Source organism: Haloprofundus halophilus (assembly GCF_003439925.1).
GTDB lineage: Archaea > Halobacteriota > Halobacteria > Halobacteriales > Haloferacaceae > Haloprofundus > Haloprofundus halophilus.
Map to the genome: position 1 here is coordinate 215,171 of NZ_QQRR01000001.1, position 17,792 is coordinate 232,962.

At 66.3% G+C, this 17,792-nt stretch carries 16 protein-coding genes; 5 read left to right on the top strand and 11 right to left on the bottom strand.

Annotated elements, in window-relative coordinates:
• Positions 1–3 precede the first annotated feature (3 nt).
• Both glpB and glpA read right to left on the bottom strand, forming a co-directional pair.
• Complete coding sequence (gene glpB / locus DV709_RS01025) at positions 4–1,278, bottom strand: glycerol-3-phosphate dehydrogenase subunit GlpB (protein ID WP_117591129.1); 1,275 nt, start codon at positions 1,276–1,278, stop codon at positions 4–6.
• Complete coding sequence (gene glpA / locus DV709_RS01030) at positions 1,278–3,026, bottom strand: anaerobic glycerol-3-phosphate dehydrogenase subunit GlpA (RefSeq protein WP_117591130.1); 1,749 nt, start codon at positions 3,024–3,026, stop codon at positions 1,278–1,280. Before glpA ends, glpB begins: the two co-directional genes overlap by 1 nt.
• A gap of 289 nt (positions 3,027–3,315) precedes the next feature.
• On the opposite strand from glpA, the gene glpK reads away from it, so the two are divergent.
• Together glpK and DV709_RS01040 are read left to right on the top strand one after the other, a co-directional pair.
• Positions 3,316–4,854 carry a glycerol kinase GlpK gene (gene glpK, locus DV709_RS01035; RefSeq protein WP_117591131.1) on the top strand — a complete coding sequence of 513 codons (1,539 nt, stop codon included), beginning with the start codon at positions 3,316–3,318 and terminating at the stop codon, positions 4,852–4,854.
• Positions 4,855–4,911: 57 nt separating this feature from the next.
• On the top strand, positions 4,912–5,988 hold the full coding sequence (locus DV709_RS01040; RefSeq protein WP_168191282.1) for a hypothetical protein: 1,077 nt from the start codon (positions 4,912–4,914) through the stop codon (positions 5,986–5,988).
• Between the two features lie 73 nt (positions 5,989–6,061).
• On the opposite strand, the gene DV709_RS01045 is transcribed toward DV709_RS01040, so the two are convergent.
• From DV709_RS01045 to dhaK, 4 genes are all read right to left on the bottom strand, one after another.
• Positions 6,062–6,739, bottom strand: coding sequence for a helix-turn-helix domain-containing protein (locus tag DV709_RS01045; RefSeq protein ID WP_117591132.1), 678 nt, complete (start codon positions 6,737–6,739; stop codon positions 6,062–6,064).
• A 268-nt stretch (positions 6,740–7,007) separates the two neighbouring features.
• On the bottom strand, positions 7,008–7,394 hold the full coding sequence (gene dhaM / locus DV709_RS01050; protein ID WP_117591133.1) for a dihydroxyacetone kinase phosphoryl donor subunit DhaM: 387 nt from the start codon (positions 7,392–7,394) through the stop codon (positions 7,008–7,010).
• Entirely contained in the window at positions 7,395–8,138 is a 744-nt protein-coding gene (gene dhaL, locus DV709_RS01055; RefSeq protein WP_117591134.1) for a dihydroxyacetone kinase subunit DhaL, read from the bottom strand. It abuts the gene before it with no gap.
• A gap of 245 nt (positions 8,139–8,383) precedes the next feature.
• A complete protein-coding gene (gene dhaK / locus DV709_RS01060) occupies positions 8,384–9,385 on the bottom strand; it encodes a dihydroxyacetone kinase subunit DhaK (protein WP_117591135.1) in 1,002 nt (333 codons plus the stop codon).
• Positions 9,386–9,512: 127 nt separating this feature from the next.
• Between dhaK and DV709_RS01065 the strand changes: the two genes are divergently transcribed.
• Positions 9,513–10,178, top strand: coding sequence for a phosphoglycolate phosphatase (locus DV709_RS01065; protein ID WP_117591136.1), 666 nt, complete (start codon positions 9,513–9,515; stop codon positions 10,176–10,178).
• 16 nt (positions 10,179–10,194) lie between these two features.
• Here DV709_RS01065 and cutA read toward each other — a convergent pair whose 3' ends face one another.
• Both cutA and DV709_RS01075 read right to left on the bottom strand, forming a co-directional pair.
• Positions 10,195–10,509, bottom strand: a complete 315-nt coding sequence (gene cutA / locus DV709_RS01070; RefSeq protein ID WP_117591137.1) for a divalent-cation tolerance protein CutA — start codon at positions 10,507–10,509, stop codon at positions 10,195–10,197.
• Between the two features lie 21 nt (positions 10,510–10,530).
• Positions 10,531–10,722: an HEWD family protein gene (locus DV709_RS01075; protein ID WP_117591138.1), complete on the bottom strand. Its 192-nt coding sequence runs from the start codon at positions 10,720–10,722 to the stop codon at positions 10,531–10,533.
• A 155-nt stretch (positions 10,723–10,877) separates the two neighbouring features.
• Here DV709_RS01075 and DV709_RS01080 point away from each other — a divergent pair, with 155 nt between their 5' ends.
• Both DV709_RS01080 and DV709_RS01085 read left to right on the top strand, forming a co-directional pair.
• Entirely contained in the window at positions 10,878–11,198 is a 321-nt protein-coding gene (locus DV709_RS01080) for an EthD family reductase (protein WP_117591139.1), read from the top strand.
• Between the two features lie 221 nt (positions 11,199–11,419).
• Entirely contained in the window at positions 11,420–11,974 is a 555-nt protein-coding gene (locus DV709_RS01085; protein WP_117591140.1) for a class I SAM-dependent methyltransferase, read from the top strand.
• A 50-nt stretch (positions 11,975–12,024) separates the two neighbouring features.
• Here the strand turns inward: DV709_RS01085 and DV709_RS01090 are convergent, their stop codons facing one another.
• Genes DV709_RS01090 through DV709_RS01100 form a run of 3 tightly spaced genes read right to left on the bottom strand, consistent with a single transcriptional unit; the run spans position 12,025 to position 17,788 of the window.
• Positions 12,025–13,008: a DUF368 domain-containing protein gene (locus DV709_RS01090; RefSeq protein WP_117591141.1), complete on the bottom strand. Its 984-nt coding sequence runs from the start codon at positions 13,006–13,008 to the stop codon at positions 12,025–12,027.
• Between the two features lie 4 nt (positions 13,009–13,012).
• On the bottom strand, positions 13,013–16,300 hold the full coding sequence (locus DV709_RS01095) for an oligosaccharyl transferase, archaeosortase A system-associated (protein WP_117591142.1): 3,288 nt from the start codon (positions 16,298–16,300) through the stop codon (positions 13,013–13,015).
• 57 nt (positions 16,301–16,357) lie between these two features.
• Entirely contained in the window at positions 16,358–17,788 is a 1,431-nt protein-coding gene (locus DV709_RS01100; RefSeq protein WP_232819683.1) for an oligosaccharide flippase family protein, read from the bottom strand.
• Positions 17,789–17,792 lie beyond the last annotated feature (4 nt).

Genomic DNA, 17,792 nt, shown 5'->3' on the forward strand with positions numbered 1-17,792 from the left:
GGGTTAGATACTCGCTCCTGCTTCTCGGCCGGCGACGACGCCGGTCGCGAGGGAGATGCCGCTACTCGATTTCTCGGCCGCGCCGTCGGCACCGCCGACGACCGCGCCCGCCGCCCGCAGATTCGCGAACTGCGGCGCGTCGTTTCGGTCCAAAACGCGCATTTCGTCGTCGACGACGACGCCGAAGCGCGCGAACGGATGGTCGCCGAAGGCGTCGGTGTCGAACCAGTCGTAGCGGTCGGACGGGTGCGGCACGTACGACTCGAAGATCGGCTCTCGGACGCGCGAGCGGTTCGAGTCGATGCCTTTTCCGACCAATCCACCGGCCGCCAACACGAACTCGTCGGCGTGGTACGGAACCTTCCTGCGTTTCTGGTCGACGTGGACGGCTTGTAACTCGTCGCCGTCGGCTTCGTAGTCGACGACGGGGTTGCCCGTACTCATCCTCACGCCCGCGTCGTCGAGCGCCGCAAACAGCGCGTCTTCGAGTCTGAGTCCGGGGAAACTCGGCGGTCCCATCGGAATCTCGAACACGTCCACACCGAGATGTGATTCGAGGTCAGCGCGCACCTCGTCGGCGTGCTCGTCACCTAACAGCGAGGGGAAGCCGACGCGTTCGACGCCTTTGAGCCGCGGTTTGACGGTCTCGGCGAGCGCCTCGCGTGCCCCGACCGACCGGCCCGCGAAGCGAATCTCCTCGTCTCTGTCGAGCGCGTTGGCGAACCGAGTCACTTTGGCGTCAGCGCGGAACTCCTCCGGGAACGAGAGCTCCGCGCCGCGGACCTCGAAGGGGACGCCGGCGGCTTCGAGATGTTCGGAGACGAGTCGGGCGTCGAAGTCGGTGAGCGACCGAAAGCCGACGACGAGCATCGACCGCGCATCGCTGGCGAGGCCCGCCGCCGACGCTTCGGGATACCGGGCGGTCGGTTTGACTGTGCCGCCGTAGGTGGGTACGAGCGCGTTCGCGTCCGTGTGCGAACCGCGGTAGCTGTCGGCGGTCACCTCGTCGAACAGGTCGAGTCCGTCGCGGATGGCTTGTTCGCCGGCGAGCGAGTACGGGTGGTCGTCGGGAAGCGACGAGAGCGCGTCGTACGGATTCGAGACGGGGCCGTCGCCGTTCGGATAACCCAACACGTCGATTAGTCCGCTCGCGAAGCGGAGCGTGCTCTTCTTGTAGGAGACGAGGCGAACGCTCGCGCCCGCCTCGGCGGCCGAGAGTGCGGCTATCGAGCCCGCGAGGCCGCCGCCGACGACGAGCACGTCGTCTCGGATGGGCATCAGCGCTCACCCCGTCGCGTTCCACCATCCGCGGCTGTCGCGTCCGAGCGCCCGGTTTCACCGTCACTCGCGTCGACGCCGACCCCGCCGTCGAAAGCGGCGAAGTCGACGGCTCCGTCCATCGCTGCGGGGTCGCCGTCGCGGTTCATCGTCGTCGCGTGCAGCGCGTAGTTCAACATCGCCTGCGAGAGCTGTTCGCCCCAGAGCGCGTGGACTTCGCCTTTCCAGCGCTCCTGAAACAGTTCGTCGAGCGCCTCTCTCGCTGTGGGTTCGTCGTACTGTGGGTAGAGTTCGTTCGCCATACGATGACAGCAGAAGCCGCCCTGACAGTTGCCCATCGAGGCTCTCGTGCGGATTCGGACGGCGTTGAGGTCCGAGCCGGACTGCTCGATAGCGTCCCGAATCTCGGCGCGGGTGACGGCCTCGCACTCGCAGACGACGGGGTTCGGCTCGCCGGTTTTGAGCACTTCGTCGGCGCGCGAACCGAGTCGCTGGACGCTGCGGCGGCCGATAGGCGAGCGGAGGCCGAACTCGTCCATGTAATCGCGTAGTACGGAGAAGTCCTCGCTGCCCGGGAGCGGTTCGTCCGCGGTGCGACACGCCGTGTCGATGCCGAACTGCTCGCAGACGTGGTCGGAGATCTTCTCGGCCATCATCCGGTAGGTCGTGAACTTGCCGCCGACGATGCTGGTCATGCCCGGGAGGTCGTCGCGTTCCTCGTGGTCGAGCAGGAAGAAGTCGCGCGTGATGTCGGTGGGGTCGGTCGTGCCGGTCCCTGGTGGTTCGTACAGGGGACGCACGCCCCAGAACGAACGAATCGTCCGGGCTTCTTTGAGGATGGGGACGAGTTCGGAGAGCGTGTCGATCATGAGGTCGACTTCCCACTGTTCTTCGGGGTAGTCGTCGGGGTCCTCGACTTCCTCGTCGGTCGTACCGAGGATACAGGTGGTCTCGTGAGGGACGACGATGTCGGCGTCGCCCTTGGGTCGACAGCGGTTGACGACAGTGTCGACCTGCCGGGTGTTCATAATGGTCATGACGCCTTTCGAGGGACGCACCGCGACTTCGACGCCGGCCATCTCGCCGATTTGGCCGGCCCACGCGCCCGTGGCGTTGACGACGTAGTCGGCGCGAATTTTCTCGGTCGAGCCGGGAGTTCGGTGGACGCGCTTGCCGGGGCCGGAGGCGTGTTCGACTTCGATGCCGACGACCTCGCCGTCTTCGAGGAGCACGTCGACGACTTCGGCGTGGGGTTCGATGCGCGCGCCGTACTCCTGGGCGCTGGCGGCGTTGGCGACGCAGAGTCGGAAGGGGTCGATAGCGCCGTCGGGGACTTTTATCGCTCTCTTGATATCTTTGGCGAGGTACGGTTCGATCTCTCGGGCTTCCTCGGCGGTGAGCACTTCGGCGGGGATACCGCACTCGCGGCAGCCTTCGAGCTTCTCGTCGAAGTAGTCGTCCGGGTCGTCGGGTTTCTGGACGAACAGCCCGCCCGTCATCTCGACGCAGTGGGCGGCGATGTCGCGGAGGACGCGGTTCTCCTCGATGCACTCTCTCGCGCTCGCTTGGTCGGAGACGGCGTAGCGACCGCCGCTGTGCAACAGTCCGTGCATGCGGCCGGTAGTGCCGTGGGTGAGGTTGCCTCGTTCGACGAGGGTGACGTCGAGGCCGCGCATCGCGAGGTCGCGCGCGATGCCGCAGCCGGTCGACCCGCCCCCGACGACGACCACGTGGGGTGTATCTGTCATCGGTTTACCGTGACGAGGGTTTTCTGGCGACTTCACTCTACCTTCGACGAAGCGGACGGTTTCGTCCGCAGACCAGTTCGAGTTCCGGATTGTATTTCTCGGAGAGAATCGTTTCGAACCAAACGAGTGTGTGTCGAACGATCAGATTAACCACCGTTCGACCCCGTATCGCGGTCGAAAAGTGAGCAACGTTTATCATCTTCATGCACGGTTTTTCATTGTGGTGTGGGGCGCTAGCACGTCAGCGTAGTACGCGGGACTAGCTCCGACACACGAAGGAGAAACACCAATGGCAACTGAAACATACGTTGGCGCTATCGACCAGGGGACGACGGGAACCCGGTTTATGGTCTTCGACCATAGCGGACGCGTCGTCACGAGTGCGTACGAGAAACACGAACAGATCTATCCCGAACCGGGTTGGGTCGAACACGACCCGGCCGAGATTTGGGAGAAAACGCAGTCGGTGATCACGTCTGCGCTCCAGAAGGCCGACCTGACGGCCGACCAGCTGGAGGCGATCGGCATCACGAACCAGCGCGAGACGACGCTGCTGTGGGACGCCGACTCCGGAACGCCGGTCCACAACGCCATCGTCTGGCAGGACCGACGAACGACCGACCGCGTCGAGGAACTGGAGGCCGAGGACAAAGTCGAGTGGATTCGCGGGAAGACGGGGTTGGAAGCCGACGCGTACTTCTCGGCGACGAAAGCCGAGTGGCTGCTCGACAACGCCGACCCGATGAAGATGCAGCGGGCGCGACCCGCCGACGTCCGCGAGCGCGCCGAAGACGGCGAAATCCTGTTCGGCACCATCGACACGTGGCTCATCTATAAACTGACGGGCAACCACATCACGGACGTCACGAACGCCTCGCGGACGATGCTGTTCGACATCCACGAGATGGAGTGGGACGAGGAACTCTGCGAGGAGTTCGACGTGCCGATGGCGATGCTCCCCGAGGTCCGACCGTCCTCCGACGACAACTACTACGGGACGACGGACTCGGAGGGCTTCCTCGGCAGCGAGGTGCCCGTCGCAGCCGCGTTCGGCGACCAGCAGGCGGCGCTGTTCGGCCAGACCTGCTTCGACGAGGGTGACGCGAAGAACACCTACGGGACGGGGTCGTTCATGCTGATGAACACCGGCGAAGAGGCCGTCGAGAGCGAACACGGCCTGCTGACGACCGTCGGCTTCCAGCGCTCTGGCGAACCGGTGCAGTACGCCCTCGAAGGGGCTATCTTCGTCACCGGTGCAGCCATCGAGTGGCTCGAAGACATGGAGATCATCTCGAACGCCTCCGAGAGCGAGACGCTCGCTCGGAGCGTCGACTCGACGGACGGGGTGTACTTCGTGCCGGCGTTCACGGGACTGGGCGCGCCGCACTGGGACGGCCGCGCTCGCGGGACCATCGTCGGGATGACCCGCGGGACGCGTCGCGAGCACGTCGTTCGCGCGACGCTCGAATCCATCGCGTTCCAGACGAAGGACGTCGCCGACGCGATGGAGGCGGACTCGGGCATCGAGATGACGACGCTTCGCGTCGACGGCGGCGCGGTGAAGAACAACTTCCTGTGTCAACTGCAGGCGAACATCGTCGACTCGACGATCGTCCGCCCGCAGGTCGACGAGACGACCGCGCTCGGCTCCGCCTACGCCGCCGGCCTCGCGGTCGGCTACTGGGAGACGCTCGACGAACTCCGAGACAACTGGCAGGTCGACCGCGAGTTCGAAGCCGAGGACGGCAAGAACGTCGCGAGACGCCACGAACGCTGGCAAGAGGCGGTCAAACGCTCGCTCGACTGGGCGCGCGACGGGAGTGACTGACCGATGTTGAAACTCGGACCCCTCACCGCGGTCGGTCTCTCCGGTTTCGTCCCGGTGATGCAGACCGGCTTCGGCGTCTTCGTCGACCCGGTGATGATTCTGGCGGCGCTCGCGGGTGGCGCGTTCGGCGCGGCGCTCGGCGCGCTCCCGGCGTTCATCTTCACCGGCTTCATGGTCATCGCCGGGCAGGTCGCGGAGTACGTCAACCCCGAGGCCGCCGGCATCACCGGCGCTATCGCCTTCGGTCCGCCGTTCTCGCCGGCCATCAGCTTCGCCGGTGGCGCGGCCGCGGCGGCGTACGCCGCCAAACAGGGCTACATGGACACCGGTTTCGACTACCACGAGGCGAAGAACATCGCCTTCGCACAGGGGACGAAACCCGACGTGCTCCTCGTTGGCGCGGTGTTCGGCGTCGTCGGCTACTGGATCACCCAGGTGTCGAACGTCTTCCTCCTGCCGTGGGACTCCATCGCGATGGGCGTCGTCATCTCGGCGCTCATCCACCGACTCGCCTTCGGTTACCCGCTCATCGGCGACGTACGCGGGGGCAGCCTGCTCGACATGTCGCCGTTCGAGCGAGAGGAGATGCGCGCGAGCGGCGGCGGAGAAGCCGCAGTCGACGGCGGAACCGACCGACCGCAGACGGACGGAGGCACCGTGACCAAGTCCCGCTTCGCGGTCGAACCGTGGCTGCCCCACCAGTACAAGTGGGTCAACGTGGCCACGCTCAGCATCTTCGGCGGTCTGCTCGGCGGGTTCATCGCGCTCGAAACCGGCCTCGTCTTCCTCGGGTTCGGCATCAGCGCGGCGACGCTCGTCTTCCTGAACTGCGGCGTCGAACAGATTCCGGTCACCCACCACATCACGCTCATCGGGAGCGCGGGTGCGGTCGCCGCGGTCGGCGGTGACCCCGCGGGGGCGACGGTAGTCGGACTGCTCGCGGGCGCGTTCTTCGGCCTCATCTCGGGGCTGTTCGGCGAAGCGTTCCAGCGCGTCTTCTACGCGCACGGCGACACTCACTGGGACCCGCCGGCGGCGGCCATCGTCTTCGGCTCGCTCGTCATCGCGGTGCTCGCCATCCTCGGCATCCTGCCGGACTCGTCGTACGTGCCGACGCTCGGAATCGAAATCTAACTGTACTTTTCTTCTCCTTTCGAACCGGTCGCTCGGGACGCGTTGCCGAACCGGAGAGACGGTGACGGCCGAGTCACCCGAGCGGTTCGACTTCGTCTTCGGTGAGTTCCGTGAGGTGGAGCGTACTCTCGGCTAAGGAGTTGTGCGCCCGGCGGAGCCGTTCCGAGAGCGCCTGTTGGGTGATGCCGATCTCGTCGGCGAGTTCGGTGAGCGTCACGTCTCGCGGGACCTTGAAGTAGCCGCGCCGGTGAGCGATGACGAACGCCTCCTTCTGCTCGTCGGTGAGTGCGAACTCGCTGTCGCCGAACGTCTCGTCGAGTTCAGTGATCCGTTCGACGGTGATCTGCAAATCGTTCGATTCCCAGCGGTCGTGTGCCGTGGCGAGTTGCTCGTGCCGGGGGAACAGTACGCGGAACTGCCAGCGTCCGTTCTCCGCCGAGGCACCGAGCAGTGTCGCACATCCGAGCAACGTCTCGAGGGTGTCTCGGACCGACGGCGTCCACGTGATCTGATAGAGCCACTTTCCGTTCGACTCCGCCAGAAGCGTCGCGGTCTCGACCGACGAGTCGCGGTCGAGAGCCGACTCGAGGTCCACCGACCCGTCGTGGTTGAACCACAGGAGCGACGCTGGCGTCTTCTGTCCGTCTGCTGCAGTCCGGAGAACGTCGGTGCTGACCTCCGAGTGTCGCTCGAAGAGCGTTCCCAGAGCGAACTGTTCGGCCGGCGTACGTAGTTCTGCAATCGTTGTCATATCCGTGAATTGTCTAAGTCGTGTCGGGTGTCTCACAGTGCCCGGAGTCCTCGATTCCCTTCGATTAGTTGTCCACGAGTAGCGAGATAAGCAGTTTTGTGACTATCGAAGACATACACCGACACTGACTGGGTTCGTCGGGACCAACGTCGAAGCGACGCCGTCGCTTCGGCCGGTTCTCCGTTATTCGACCCGTCGTCGGAGCCGCCTCTTCGCGCGTTGTCTCGTCCCCGCGAGATCAGACGGCATCAGACGAGATTACACGACATCAGTTTAGCTTCCGATAATCTCGGGCTTCCTCGGCGGCTTCGACGACCGAATCGAGAGTCGCCTTCGACCCGCTCGCCTCGACGGCGGCGTTGAGCGTTCCTTCCAGTATCGGTGCATCGGCGATACGGACGTTCGAGTCGCTCATCTCCATGGCGACCTCGGCGTTCATCACGGCGCTTCCGAGGTCGACGAGGACCACCACGCCGTCGCCGTCTGCGGCGTCGGCGATGGCGGCCTCGATTCGGTCGACACTCGTTCCGATGTCGCCGTCGGGACCGCCACCGGCGGGTTCGATACGCGCGTCGCCGCCGCCCATCTGCGCGGCGATCTCACAGATTCCTTCGGCGGCTTTCCCGCTGTGAGAGACGACGACCAGGCCGACCATCTACTCGTCCCCCTCGTCGAGCGGTTCGTTCGCGGCCTCCTCGGGCGACTCGTTCGGTACGTCCGGCGACCGGGCGTCTCGAACCACCTCGCCGTCGAGGTACTCCGCTGCGGTTTCGAGTAGTTCCTCCAGTACGAACAGCGTACTCGTCGCGCCGGGGTCCTGATGTCCGACCGACCGCCAGTCGAGGTACGACGCGCGACCTTTTCGCGCTCGAAGCGGGACGGTGTAGCGGACGCCGCGCTCGCAGGCGTCGACTGCCTTCGAGAGCGCCGTCAGCGGTGGCAGGTCGTCCTGTTCGATGGACTTCTTGTACGTGTGGACCGCCGGAACGAGCGCGTCGACCATCGTCTTCGCACCGATTTCGGCTTTGCCCCGGTCCTGCACCTTCTGGAGATACGTCTCGGCGAACGCCACGCTCGTCTCGGCGGTGATGCCGCCTTCGAGCTCCTTGCTGGCGAGCATCGTCGACCCGCCGTACAGCGGCCCCGCCGCGCCGCCGACGTTCGAGATGATGGTCTTGCCCACCAACTTGACGAGTTCGTCGGGGCCCATCTCGTCGACCTCGTCGTCGTCGACGGCCTCGACGACGGCCTGAAACCCCCTGTTCATGTTCGCCCCGTGGTCGGCGTCGCCGATGGCCGAGTCGAGGTCGGTCAGATACGACTTCTCCTCTGCGATACGCGCGGCGACGTTCTCGACGGCCGCCAGAATCGCCTCCCGCTGAATCTCCGCGTCTGTCATATCCGATAGAGGGGCCCCGCGGCGCAAAGTGTTTGCGTCGGTGGCACCGCTCGGCGGACGCGACTGAGCAGTGGATAGCGTACAGACGACACGACCGATAGCCTCTTCCGCTCCGTGCGACGCGGTGTCGTACTCCCGCGGGGCGTCGCACGGCGGTTCGTCAGGTCACGGACGCTCTGGCCGCCTTATCGTTCAAAAACAGTCGGGATGGTCGGAGCGCTCCGCGCCGTCGTGCAGACGACTGCTCAGTCCGTGCGTTTGAGCGCCGGCGTGTCGACGGGCGCGCCGAGCAGTTCCTTCAGTTCGTCGTCGAGACGGAGCACGGTGACCGAACAGCCCATCATGTCGAGCGAGGTCATGTAGTCGCCGACCCACGCGTCCCAGGTCTCGACGCCGCGGTCGTCGAGAATCTGCTGGACGCGGCGGTTGACGATGTACAGTTCGGACAGCGGCGTGCCGCCCATCCCGTTGACGATGGTGGCGACCTCGTCGCCGTCGTCGATTTCGAGGTCGTCGAGCACCTGTTCGGTGAGGCGGTCGGCCACCTCGTCGGCGCTCATCACGTCGGTGCGCTCGACGCCTGGTTCGCCGTGGATGCCGATGCCGAGCTCGATCTCGTCCTCGCCGAGATCGAACGTCGGTTCGCCCTTCTCGGGCGTGATACAGGAGGTGAGCGCCATCCCCATCGTGCCGACGTTGTCGACGACTCTCTCGGCGACCGTCCGAACTTCCTCCAGGTCGCCGCCGGCGGCGGCTTTCGCGCCGGCAATCTTGTGCACGAAGATGGTGCCGCAGACGCCGCGGCGACCGCTCGTGTACAGCGAGTCCTCGACGGCGACGTCGTCGTCGACGACGACTTCCGCGACGTCGACGTCCTCCATCTCGGCCATCTCGCCGGCCGTCTCGAAGTTCATCACGTCGCCCTCGTAGTTCTTGACGACGCAGAGTACGCCCTCGCCGGCGTCGCAGGCGCGGACCATATCCTCCAGTTGGTCGGCCGTCGGCGACGTAAACACCTCGCCCGCCGCCGCGCCGTCGAGCATCCCGTCGCCGATGTAGCCGGCGTGCGTCGGTTCGTGGCCGCTTCCGCCGCCGGAGACGACGCCGACCTTCCCGTCGACCGGTGCGTCCGCGCGGACGAGCACTTTCGTCCCGTCGAGGCGTCGGAGGCGGTCGGGGTGAGCGGCGACCATTCCGTCGAGCATCTCGTCTACGTAATCTGCCGGGTCGTTGATGAGTTTCTTCATGGTTCGTGGTAACGTTGGGCGAAACCGGGCAAAAGCTTTCCTCGCCCGCGGAGTCGTTCCCGTCTCGGTGCGACCGCCGGGCGTGCCGATGGAACGGGATTTACGCCTTCGGAGACGAACTCCCCGCATGTCTCGCCCCCTCGCGCTCGACATCGACGGGACGCTCACGCGCGGCGACGGCTCCGTCGACCCGCGAATCTTCGACGTACTCCGAAACTGGGACGCACCGGTCGTCCTCGCCACCGGCAAATCGTTCCCCTATCCGGTCGCGCTCTGTCACTTCGTCGGCATTCCTGAGACGGTGGTCGCCGAGAACGGCGGCGTCGTCTACGCCGCCGACGAGGTGACGTTCACCGGCGACCGCGAGAGCGCGAGCGCCGTCGCCGACGAGTTCGTCGCCCGCGGCGGCGACCTCGGGTGGGGGAGAGCCGACACGGCGAACCGCTGGCGCGAGACCGAGATCGCGGTCAACGTCGACGCCGACGAGGAACTGCTGAGGATCGTCGCTGACGAGTACGGAATGGAGGTCGTCGACACCGGCTACGCCTATCACGTGAAGTCACCGGGCGTCTCGAAAGGCAGGGGACTGAAGGCGGTCTGCGAGACGCTCTCTCTGGACCCGACGACGTTCGTCGCCGTCGGCGACAGCGAGAACGACGTCTCGACGTTCGAGCTGGTCGAGGAGTCGTACGCCGTCGCCAACGCCGACGAGCGAGCGCGCGCCGCCGCTGGAACGGTCCTCGAAGAGAGTTACAGCGACGGGACGCTCTCTGTGTTAGAGTCGCTCCGGTGACGAACCGCCCGCTCGGCTACTCCCCGTCGGACTCGACCGCGCCCGCGCGCCACGCCGCGAACGAGTCGAGCACGTCGTCCTCGTCGAACCGCTCGATGCAGGGCGTCTCGTGCGGGTGGAGTTCGAGCACCCGGTCGCGGAGTTCGTCGTAGGCGTCGTCGGTCGTCTTCGCCAGTAGTACGACTTCGTCCTCGTCGACGACCTCGCCCTCCCAGCGGTACGTCGAGGCGCAGGGGAGTTGGTTCACGCAGGCGGCCAGTCGCTCGTCGACGAGCGCCCGTGCGAGCGTCGACGCGTCGCTCTCGGGGGCGGTGATGTAGGCTGTGGGCATGAGTGGAGTGGAGACCGTCGGCTATCCCTCGATAGGGAGGAAGTTTCCGTTGATGTCCCACTCGTGGATGCAGTGGACGCTGCCGGTCTGCGGTTCGTCGGCGTCGTCGACGACGACGCGCCACGACTCGTTGTCGTCGTTCCACGCCTCGCGGCGGCCGCAGCGCTCACAGGTTCTGTCTGTCGGTCGGCGGAGTCGGACACCGCTGCTCATACGTCTCAGAAACGTGCCGAGCGAGTTAAGCGTATTCCCGGAGCGTACAAGCGAACCCGACTCGCCGAGGCCGACGGGTCCTCGCGCCGGTAAAACGCTCCGGCACCGACGACTGTAACCGATAGAGGGAAGTCGTCCCTCACGGAGGGTCCTGTATGATTAAACTGGTAGAACTGCTGGTGCGCCGCGACGGGATGAGCCACGAGGAGTTCGTCGACTACTGGTTGAACGAGCACAGCCCCATCGCCGAGGAGATGCCGGGGCTGCAGAAGTACGTCACGTCGGTACCGAAAGACCCCGAACGCACCGAGTACGACGGCGTGCTCGAACTGTACTTCGAGGACAGCGAGGCGATGTCGGCCGCCTTCGACTCCGAGGCGGGCGAGCGAACCCTCGCGGACGCCGAGCAGTTCCTGGAGACCGGTGCGGGGCCGCGGCTCGTCCTCGACGAGACGATACAGCTCGACGACCTGTAGCCGGACGACCGCCAACCGAACGGCTCCTCGCGGCGTCGGTCTCCGACGTTCGCGGGTCCGACTCTCGGGCGGAGCGGTTCGACGTTTCGCTCACGGGTCGAGTTCGCCGCACCAGGTACGCCCATCGCACTCGGTACGCCCATCGCACTCGGTACGCCCATCGCACTCGGTACGCCCGTCGTACCCGATACTTTCCTTACGCCGCCGCGCGAACGGGCACTATGGGTTTCCACACGTTCGATATCGACCGCGCCGACGCGCTGGAAGATGCGAGTCGCTACCGCCACCTCTCGGCGGAAGAGCTACTGTCGGCGCTCCGACCGAACCCCGAGATGACCGTCGCCGACCTCGGGAGCGGGACCGGGTTCTACACCGACGACGTGGCCCCGCACGTCGGCCACCTCTACGCCGTCGACGTACAGGAGGCGATGCACGACCTCTACGGCGAGAAGGGGCTCCCCGAGTCGGTCGAAACCGTCGTCGCCGACGTGGCGTCGCTCCCGTTCGACGACGACGCGCTCGACGCGGCGTTCTCGACGATGACCTACCACGAGTTCGCAGGCGCGGAGTCGCTCGCGGAGCTCGCTCGGGTGCTCCGACCCGGCGGTCGGGTCGTCACCGTCGACTGGAGTGCGACCGGCGCGGGCAGGGCGGGTCCGCCGAGGGACGAACGCTACAGCGTCGGCGACGCCGCCTCGGCGTTCGAAGACGCCGGTTTCTCCGTCGACCGCGCCGAGTCGCGGACGGAGACGTTCCTCTGCGTCGTGTCTCTCTGAAGCGCTCCCGGTCCCGCGTCAGGACTCGAGAGGGGCAAAAATCCGGATTTTCAGTCGAGGTCGATGCCGGCGACCCGGTCGACGACGACGACCAGTCCACCGCCGACGAGCGCCGCGACGGCGAACGCGACGAGGACGTCCGTCGTCCACGACCCGCCGTGTTCGGCGAGGCTCGTCGACAGTTGCGAGATGGGTGCGCGGAGCGCGCCGAAGATGAGCGCGATGAGGAACGCGAACGTCGCCTCGCGGTGGTGTTCGAGCGCCCAGTCGACGGCGTGGGCGACGGTGAACAGGCCGATGAGTGCGCCCGAACAGAACGTGACGATGGTGACGAACGGACCGGCCAGCGCGTCGAGGGTGCCGCCATCGAGGAGGCCGAACACGCCGTCCCGGAACGTCGAGAGCGTGTCGGTCATGTAGAAGTACTGCCCGAGGATGAGCAGCAGCAGCGACCCCGAGACGCCGGGGAGAATCATCGCGCTGATGGCGACGGCTCCGGCGACGAACGTCACGACGGGGCTGTGTCCGAGCGCCGACTGCGCCTCGCCGGAGACGACGAACGCGAGGGCGAAGCCGGCGACGGAGGCCGCGATTCGGCCGGGCGTGTCGACCGACACCTCCGTGACGAGCACGAGCGCCGACGCCGCGATGAGACCGAAGAAGAACCCGAACGTCGGGGCCGGAACGGTCTCGACGGCGACTTCGACGAGACCCGTGATAGTGACGATGGCCGTCATGATACCAAAGCCGAGCGTCACGAGAAACGCGGCGTCCATCTCCCGCAGCGAGGCGAACGCGTCGCTGCTGTCGCCGGTGACGCCGCGGAGCACGCGGAGTACGTTGTCGACGTCGATGGCCGTCACCGCGTCGATGAGGCGCTTGTAGATGCCGGTGATGAGCGCGATGGTGCCGCCGGAGACGCCGGGCACCGCGTCGGCGGCACCCATACAGACGCCTCTGAGGTAGATGCCGAGCCACCCGCGTAGGCCTCCCGACACCGTGTTCACGTCCGAAACCGTCTCTCCGTCGGCCATCGAGTTAGCCCCACACCGCCGCCGGAGCGGTCACCAGTGCGGTCGCCGCGCCGCGAGCGGTCGTCGCGTCGGAAGCGGCGAGCGACGTGCTGTTCTCGGAGTCGTCACCGGCGGTCGACTCGTTCGACGAGGTCGAGTTGCCGGTCTCGTTGCCCGACTCGCCCTCGACGCTCTCGTTGCCGAAGGGGTTCTCGCCGGTGGCGTTGTCGACCGTCCCGTTACCGACCGTCTCGTTGCCGGAGTCGTCGCCCCCGTCTTGGACAGGCGACTCGGTCAGTTCGACGGTCGCGGGACTGCCGTCCTCGCCGACGACCTTCGCGTCGGAGACGTCGACCGTCCCGTCGTAGACGACCGAATCGCCCGACTCGTTCTCGGTCGCCTGCGTGCTGACGTAGTACGGACCGGTCGCGCGGACGCTGACGTTCGTGTATTCGTCGCCCGTCTCGTCGTAGCCGGTCGTCGAGTACGGCAGCGTGAGCTCGAAGTCGCCGTCGGCGTCCGTCTCGGCGTACTGGACGTAGGTGAACGTCTGGTTCCCAGTCATCTCCATCTGGACCGCCGCGCGAACTTCGCTGTTGGCGGGTGCGCCGCTACCTTCGACCGTTGCGCCGGGGACGCGCTCGAACGTCTTGACCCACTGCGGCGGCGTCTGCGTCAGGAACTGCGCGTTCAGTCCCGTTATCTGGCCGGTGCTGAGCAGTTGGCGGAAGTACGACTGCGACTGCGTCGCCGACGACTCGCTGGCCTTCACGAGGCGGTAGTGTTCCATCGCCTCGACGCGCTCTTCGGGGTACGGCCCGACGCCGCCGACCTGGGCGGTGCCGTCCTCCTCGACGAAGTCGCGGGCGGCGCTCATGTTGTCGAACGTCCGCAACAGCGTCGCGTTCTCACCCTCGCCGGCGGGCGTCGGCACGGTGACCTCCTCGCCGGTCTGCTGGTTCACGGCGGGGGTCGGCTCCCAGTCGACGACGAACGGCTGGGGGTCCATCGCGCTGCCGTGGTACTCGTACAGACGGACCATCGTACTGTCGTAGTAGCGCTGGTCCTTGAGGAAGAAGCTCCCTCTGAACCCTTCGGCGTAGACGCGCTGGTAGAAGTCCGACTGCGAGATGTTCTCCTCGTCGTCGTAGAAGACGGTCGGCGCGCCGAACTTCTCGCCCGGCGTCACCATCTGCCAGTCGACCATCACGTAGCGCGTCTGGTTGCCTTCGGTGCTCTGGCTGGCGAGCACCTCTTCGGACCGCTCCTCGCTCGGCGCGAGCAGGAAGTTCGCCGCGGCGGTCGCGCCCTGCTGGAACGGGTTCGCGTTCGGTATCCGCTCTGCGCCCATCGTTATCCAGTGGCCGTAGTCCCACCAGGACATGACGCCGTAGGCCCCCTCGGGGTAGTCGTAGTCGCCGTCGGCGGGGCGCTCGAAGCGGTCGTAGTAGCCGAACTGGTCGGCGTTACCAGCGCCGCCGTAGTCGCCTTCCGCGGGCGTGTTGTTCGCCATCCACTCGAGGCTCCCCTGCCACTGCGTGTACGCGCCGGGCTGGTTCGCGGCCCCGATCTGCTGGGCTGTCGCCGTCTGTGCGCCCTGGCCTCCCCCGAGGGGAACGAGAAGCACCGGCGTGAGCACGAGCACGATGACCGTCGCGACGGCGAGCACCTGGTACGCTTCGATGTCGTCGGTGGCGCGCGCGATGGATTTCCGAAGGCCGAGATAGCCGAGCACCTCTCCGAGGAAGAACGCGTTCATCACGACGACGACGAGCGCGAGGTAGTAGTTGAAACGCAGCTGCGTGAACGCCGCCGCGGTCAGAAACGCCGCCCAGACGACGACGAGCAGGTGTTCGGCCCGGTACGTCGTCAGGAGCGTCGCACCGACGATGAGCCCGAAGACGACGACGAGACCCAGAAGGGCGTGGTCGATGCCGAGCGCGCCGCCGACGGCTTTCGGCACCGCGGGGACGAGGTACAGGAGGCCGACGACGGCGACGGAGCCGGCGACGTACCCGACCTTACGCGGGTCCGCACCGCGCAGCAGCGGCTTCGCGAGCATCCACGTCGCCGCCGCGACGCCGGTGAAGATGGCGAGGCCGTACTCGCTGAGCAGTTGCATCGTCGCCGTCGTCCCGAACTGCGAGAGGGTGTTCGGGTCGAGGAACGGCTGCGCCTCGCTGATGGTCCGGGTTCGCGCACCGGCGCTGAAGCCGAGAATCCGGTTGAAGTTGTTCGTCAGCTGCTGGAACGCGTCCGGGAGCACGACGGCCATGAGGCCGAGCGAGACGACGATCGCGCCGCCGACGGCGACCGGGTACAGCGCGATAGAGAGGTCGCGCGACTCCCACTCGCGGGCGAGCCACGCGAGGAACACCGACCCCGCACCGACGGCGAACGCCAGCACCGGCTGGATGAGCGAGAACTGCGTCGCGCTGAACTCGAACGTGTCGATGCGGAGGAGCATGAAGAGGCCCGCGACGCCCATCGACACCGCGCCCACGAAGGCGATGGGTTCGGGCGACTCGCCGTTGACGGTGTCGCTCACCATCTTCACGACGAGGAACGTCCCGACGATACCGACGAGGAGGACGCCCGGCGGCCACACCCACATGTACATCGCCAGGGCGACGCCGGCGAGGGCGGACCACTTCAGCGGCGAGCGGAGCGCGTCGCGGTCGCGAGCGTCGACGAGTTCCCAGATGGGTTTCTCGCGCTCGGCGACGGTGAACGCGACCATGAACGCCAGAACGGCGACGGCCATGAACAGCGGCTCGACGCCGTTGTGGTCGGAGACGCCGACCAGCGAGCGTCGGAGGAACGACCCCGGCAGCAGCATCAGGATGACCGCGCCGAACAGACCGGCGAACCGGCCGGCGAGCCGTTTGCCGATGTAGTACACCGGAATCGCGGTCAGCGCGCCGAAGACCGCGGGCGCGACGAGCAGCGTCTTGGCGACGAGTTGGTCGCTCGGGCTACCGAGGCCGATGACCAGCGCGACGGTGGCGACGATCTGGTCGTACAGGGTCCCGAACTGTCCCTGATAGGTGCCGTACGGAAAGTAAGTCCAGGGGTCGAACGGCATCGTGAAGGGCCAGTGTCTGACGGCGTATTCGACTTCGCGGAGGTGGTACCAGGCGTCGTTGCCCGAGAAGACGACGGTACCGTTCTCGATGTAGTTGCCGTAGCCCTGCAACCGGTAGTAGAGCATGACGGCAACCACACCCAGGAGGGCGGGGACGTGGTACCAGTCTTCGAGGCGGTCGAGGTAGGAGTTCTCAGTCTCCTCGACGCTCTCTGTTCGATGACTCATTGGCCGAAAGGACTGGGAAAACCCGCATAAGCCTTATGATACGGGACTCTTCGAGCGTTAGCGAATCTCGCCTCTCAGGTCCTGTACGACCCACCACGCGTCGTTTCTGAGTCGACCGTTCGTCACGAGCAACGAGGCGAAGTACGCGAGGCCGCCGACGCCGAGCACGACGCCGAGCGTGAACAGTCCCGAGATGCCCCCGAGAAGCGCGTAAACGGCGCCGACGACGAGCATCATCGACAGCGTCGCCGCCACCTGGCTGCCCACGTCGGCGAGCAGTTCTCGAGTGGGTCTGTACTCGAGACTCCACCACAGCAGCAGACAGCTCCCGCCGAAGCTGAGTGTGGTCACGAGGCCGAGTCCGATAGTGCCGGCCAGTTCGGCCAGCGGGAGGACGAAAACGGCGTACGTCGCGATGAGCACGACCGAACTCAGCGCGCTGATTCGCGGACGGTTCGTCCCGAGGAAGTACGATTCGAGGACGCTCCGGTAGCCGTTCGAGAGGTTCGCCAGCGCCAGCACGGCGATGAGGAGGTTACCGACGCCGACGGCGCCGACGGCGCCGAGCGAGACCGTTCCGGGGTCGACGTCGTAGATAACCGAGAGGATGTCGTTGCCGACGATGAGGCCGCCGCCGATGGCCGGGATGGCGAACAAGCCGGCGTACGTCACCGACTTGGCGAGCAGTTCGCGGATGCGCTCGGCGCGGTCATTCGCTTCGAGCCGCGAGAACTCCGGAAACGAGACGTCCGACAGCGCCGACGAGAACAGCATCGCCGCCTCCGTCAGCGTGAACGAGAGCTTGTACAGCCCGGCCGCACTGCTGCCGAACAGCTGGCCGAGGACGATGTAGTCGGCCTGTTTGAACAGTTGCGACCCGAGCGACTGCACGTAGGTGTACTTCGAGAAGGAGAGGAAGTCTCCGACGAGTTCGCGCGAGGGGAACGCGGGAATCACGCGCGCGTAGCCGAGGTAGGCGACGAGAAACGTCGCGAACTGCCCGAGGACGAGCCCCCACAGCAGCGCGTACACCTCGTACCCGAGGAGCAACAGCGCGGTCTGGATGCCGACGATGACGATGTAGCGCCCGTTCTCGATGAAGCCCACCAGCGCCACTTTCCCCTTCCCTTCGAGGAACGCCCCGGTCACTCGCATGAGGCTCCACGAGAGGATGCCGAGCGGGACGAGCAGCGCGGCGTCGGCGTCGAGAATCCCGTTGACGAGCGGCGCGGCCGCCGCGAACGCGACGGCAGAGATGGCGGTTCCGACGAGGACGATGAGGACACCGCTCGTGAAGTGTTTGGCCTCGTTCTCGCCCTCGCTGACTCGCTTGGTGAGCGCGCTGAAGAGCCCGAACGTCACGAGTGTCGCCGCCGCCATCTGGAAACTCGTGAAGATGGCGTAGACGCCGAGACCCGACGTCCCCAAGAGGCGCGTGAAGTACACCGTCCCCGCGAATCCGGCGACGGTTCCGAAGACGTTCGCCACAAAC

Coding starts and splice junctions, on each gene's coding strand:
- glpB (WP_117591129.1), bottom strand. CDS start 1,278: ATGCCCATCCGAGACGACGTGCTCGTCGTCGGCGGCGGCCTCGCGGGC.
- glpA (WP_117591130.1), bottom strand. CDS start 3,026: ATGACAGATACACCCCACGTGGTCGTCGTCGGGGGCGGGTCGACCGGC.
- glpK (WP_117591131.1), top strand. CDS start 3,316: ATGGCAACTGAAACATACGTTGGCGCTATCGACCAGGGGACGACGGGA.
- DV709_RS01040 (WP_168191282.1), top strand. CDS start 4,912: ATGCAGACCGGCTTCGGCGTCTTCGTCGACCCGGTGATGATTCTGGCG.
- DV709_RS01045 (WP_117591132.1), bottom strand. CDS start 6,739: ATGACAACGATTGCAGAACTACGTACGCCGGCCGAACAGTTCGCTCTG.
- dhaM (WP_117591133.1), bottom strand. CDS start 7,394: ATGGTCGGCCTGGTCGTCGTCTCTCACAGCGGGAAAGCCGCCGAAGGA.
- dhaL (WP_117591134.1), bottom strand. CDS start 8,138: ATGACAGACGCGGAGATTCAGCGGGAGGCGATTCTGGCGGCCGTCGAG.
- dhaK (WP_117591135.1), bottom strand. CDS start 9,385: ATGAAGAAACTCATCAACGACCCGGCAGATTACGTAGACGAGATGCTC.
- DV709_RS01065 (WP_117591136.1), top strand. CDS start 9,513: ATGTCTCGCCCCCTCGCGCTCGACATCGACGGGACGCTCACGCGCGGC.
- cutA (WP_117591137.1), bottom strand. CDS start 10,509: ATGCCCACAGCCTACATCACCGCCCCCGAGAGCGACGCGTCGACGCTC.
- DV709_RS01075 (WP_117591138.1), bottom strand. CDS start 10,722: ATGAGCAGCGGTGTCCGACTCCGCCGACCGACAGACAGAACCTGTGAG.
- DV709_RS01080 (WP_117591139.1), top strand. CDS start 10,878: ATGATTAAACTGGTAGAACTGCTGGTGCGCCGCGACGGGATGAGCCAC.
- DV709_RS01085 (WP_117591140.1), top strand. CDS start 11,420: ATGGGTTTCCACACGTTCGATATCGACCGCGCCGACGCGCTGGAAGAT.
- DV709_RS01090 (WP_117591141.1), bottom strand. CDS start 13,008: ATGGCCGACGGAGAGACGGTTTCGGACGTGAACACGGTGTCGGGAGGC.
- DV709_RS01095 (WP_117591142.1), bottom strand. CDS start 16,300: ATGAGTCATCGAACAGAGAGCGTCGAGGAGACTGAGAACTCCTACCTC.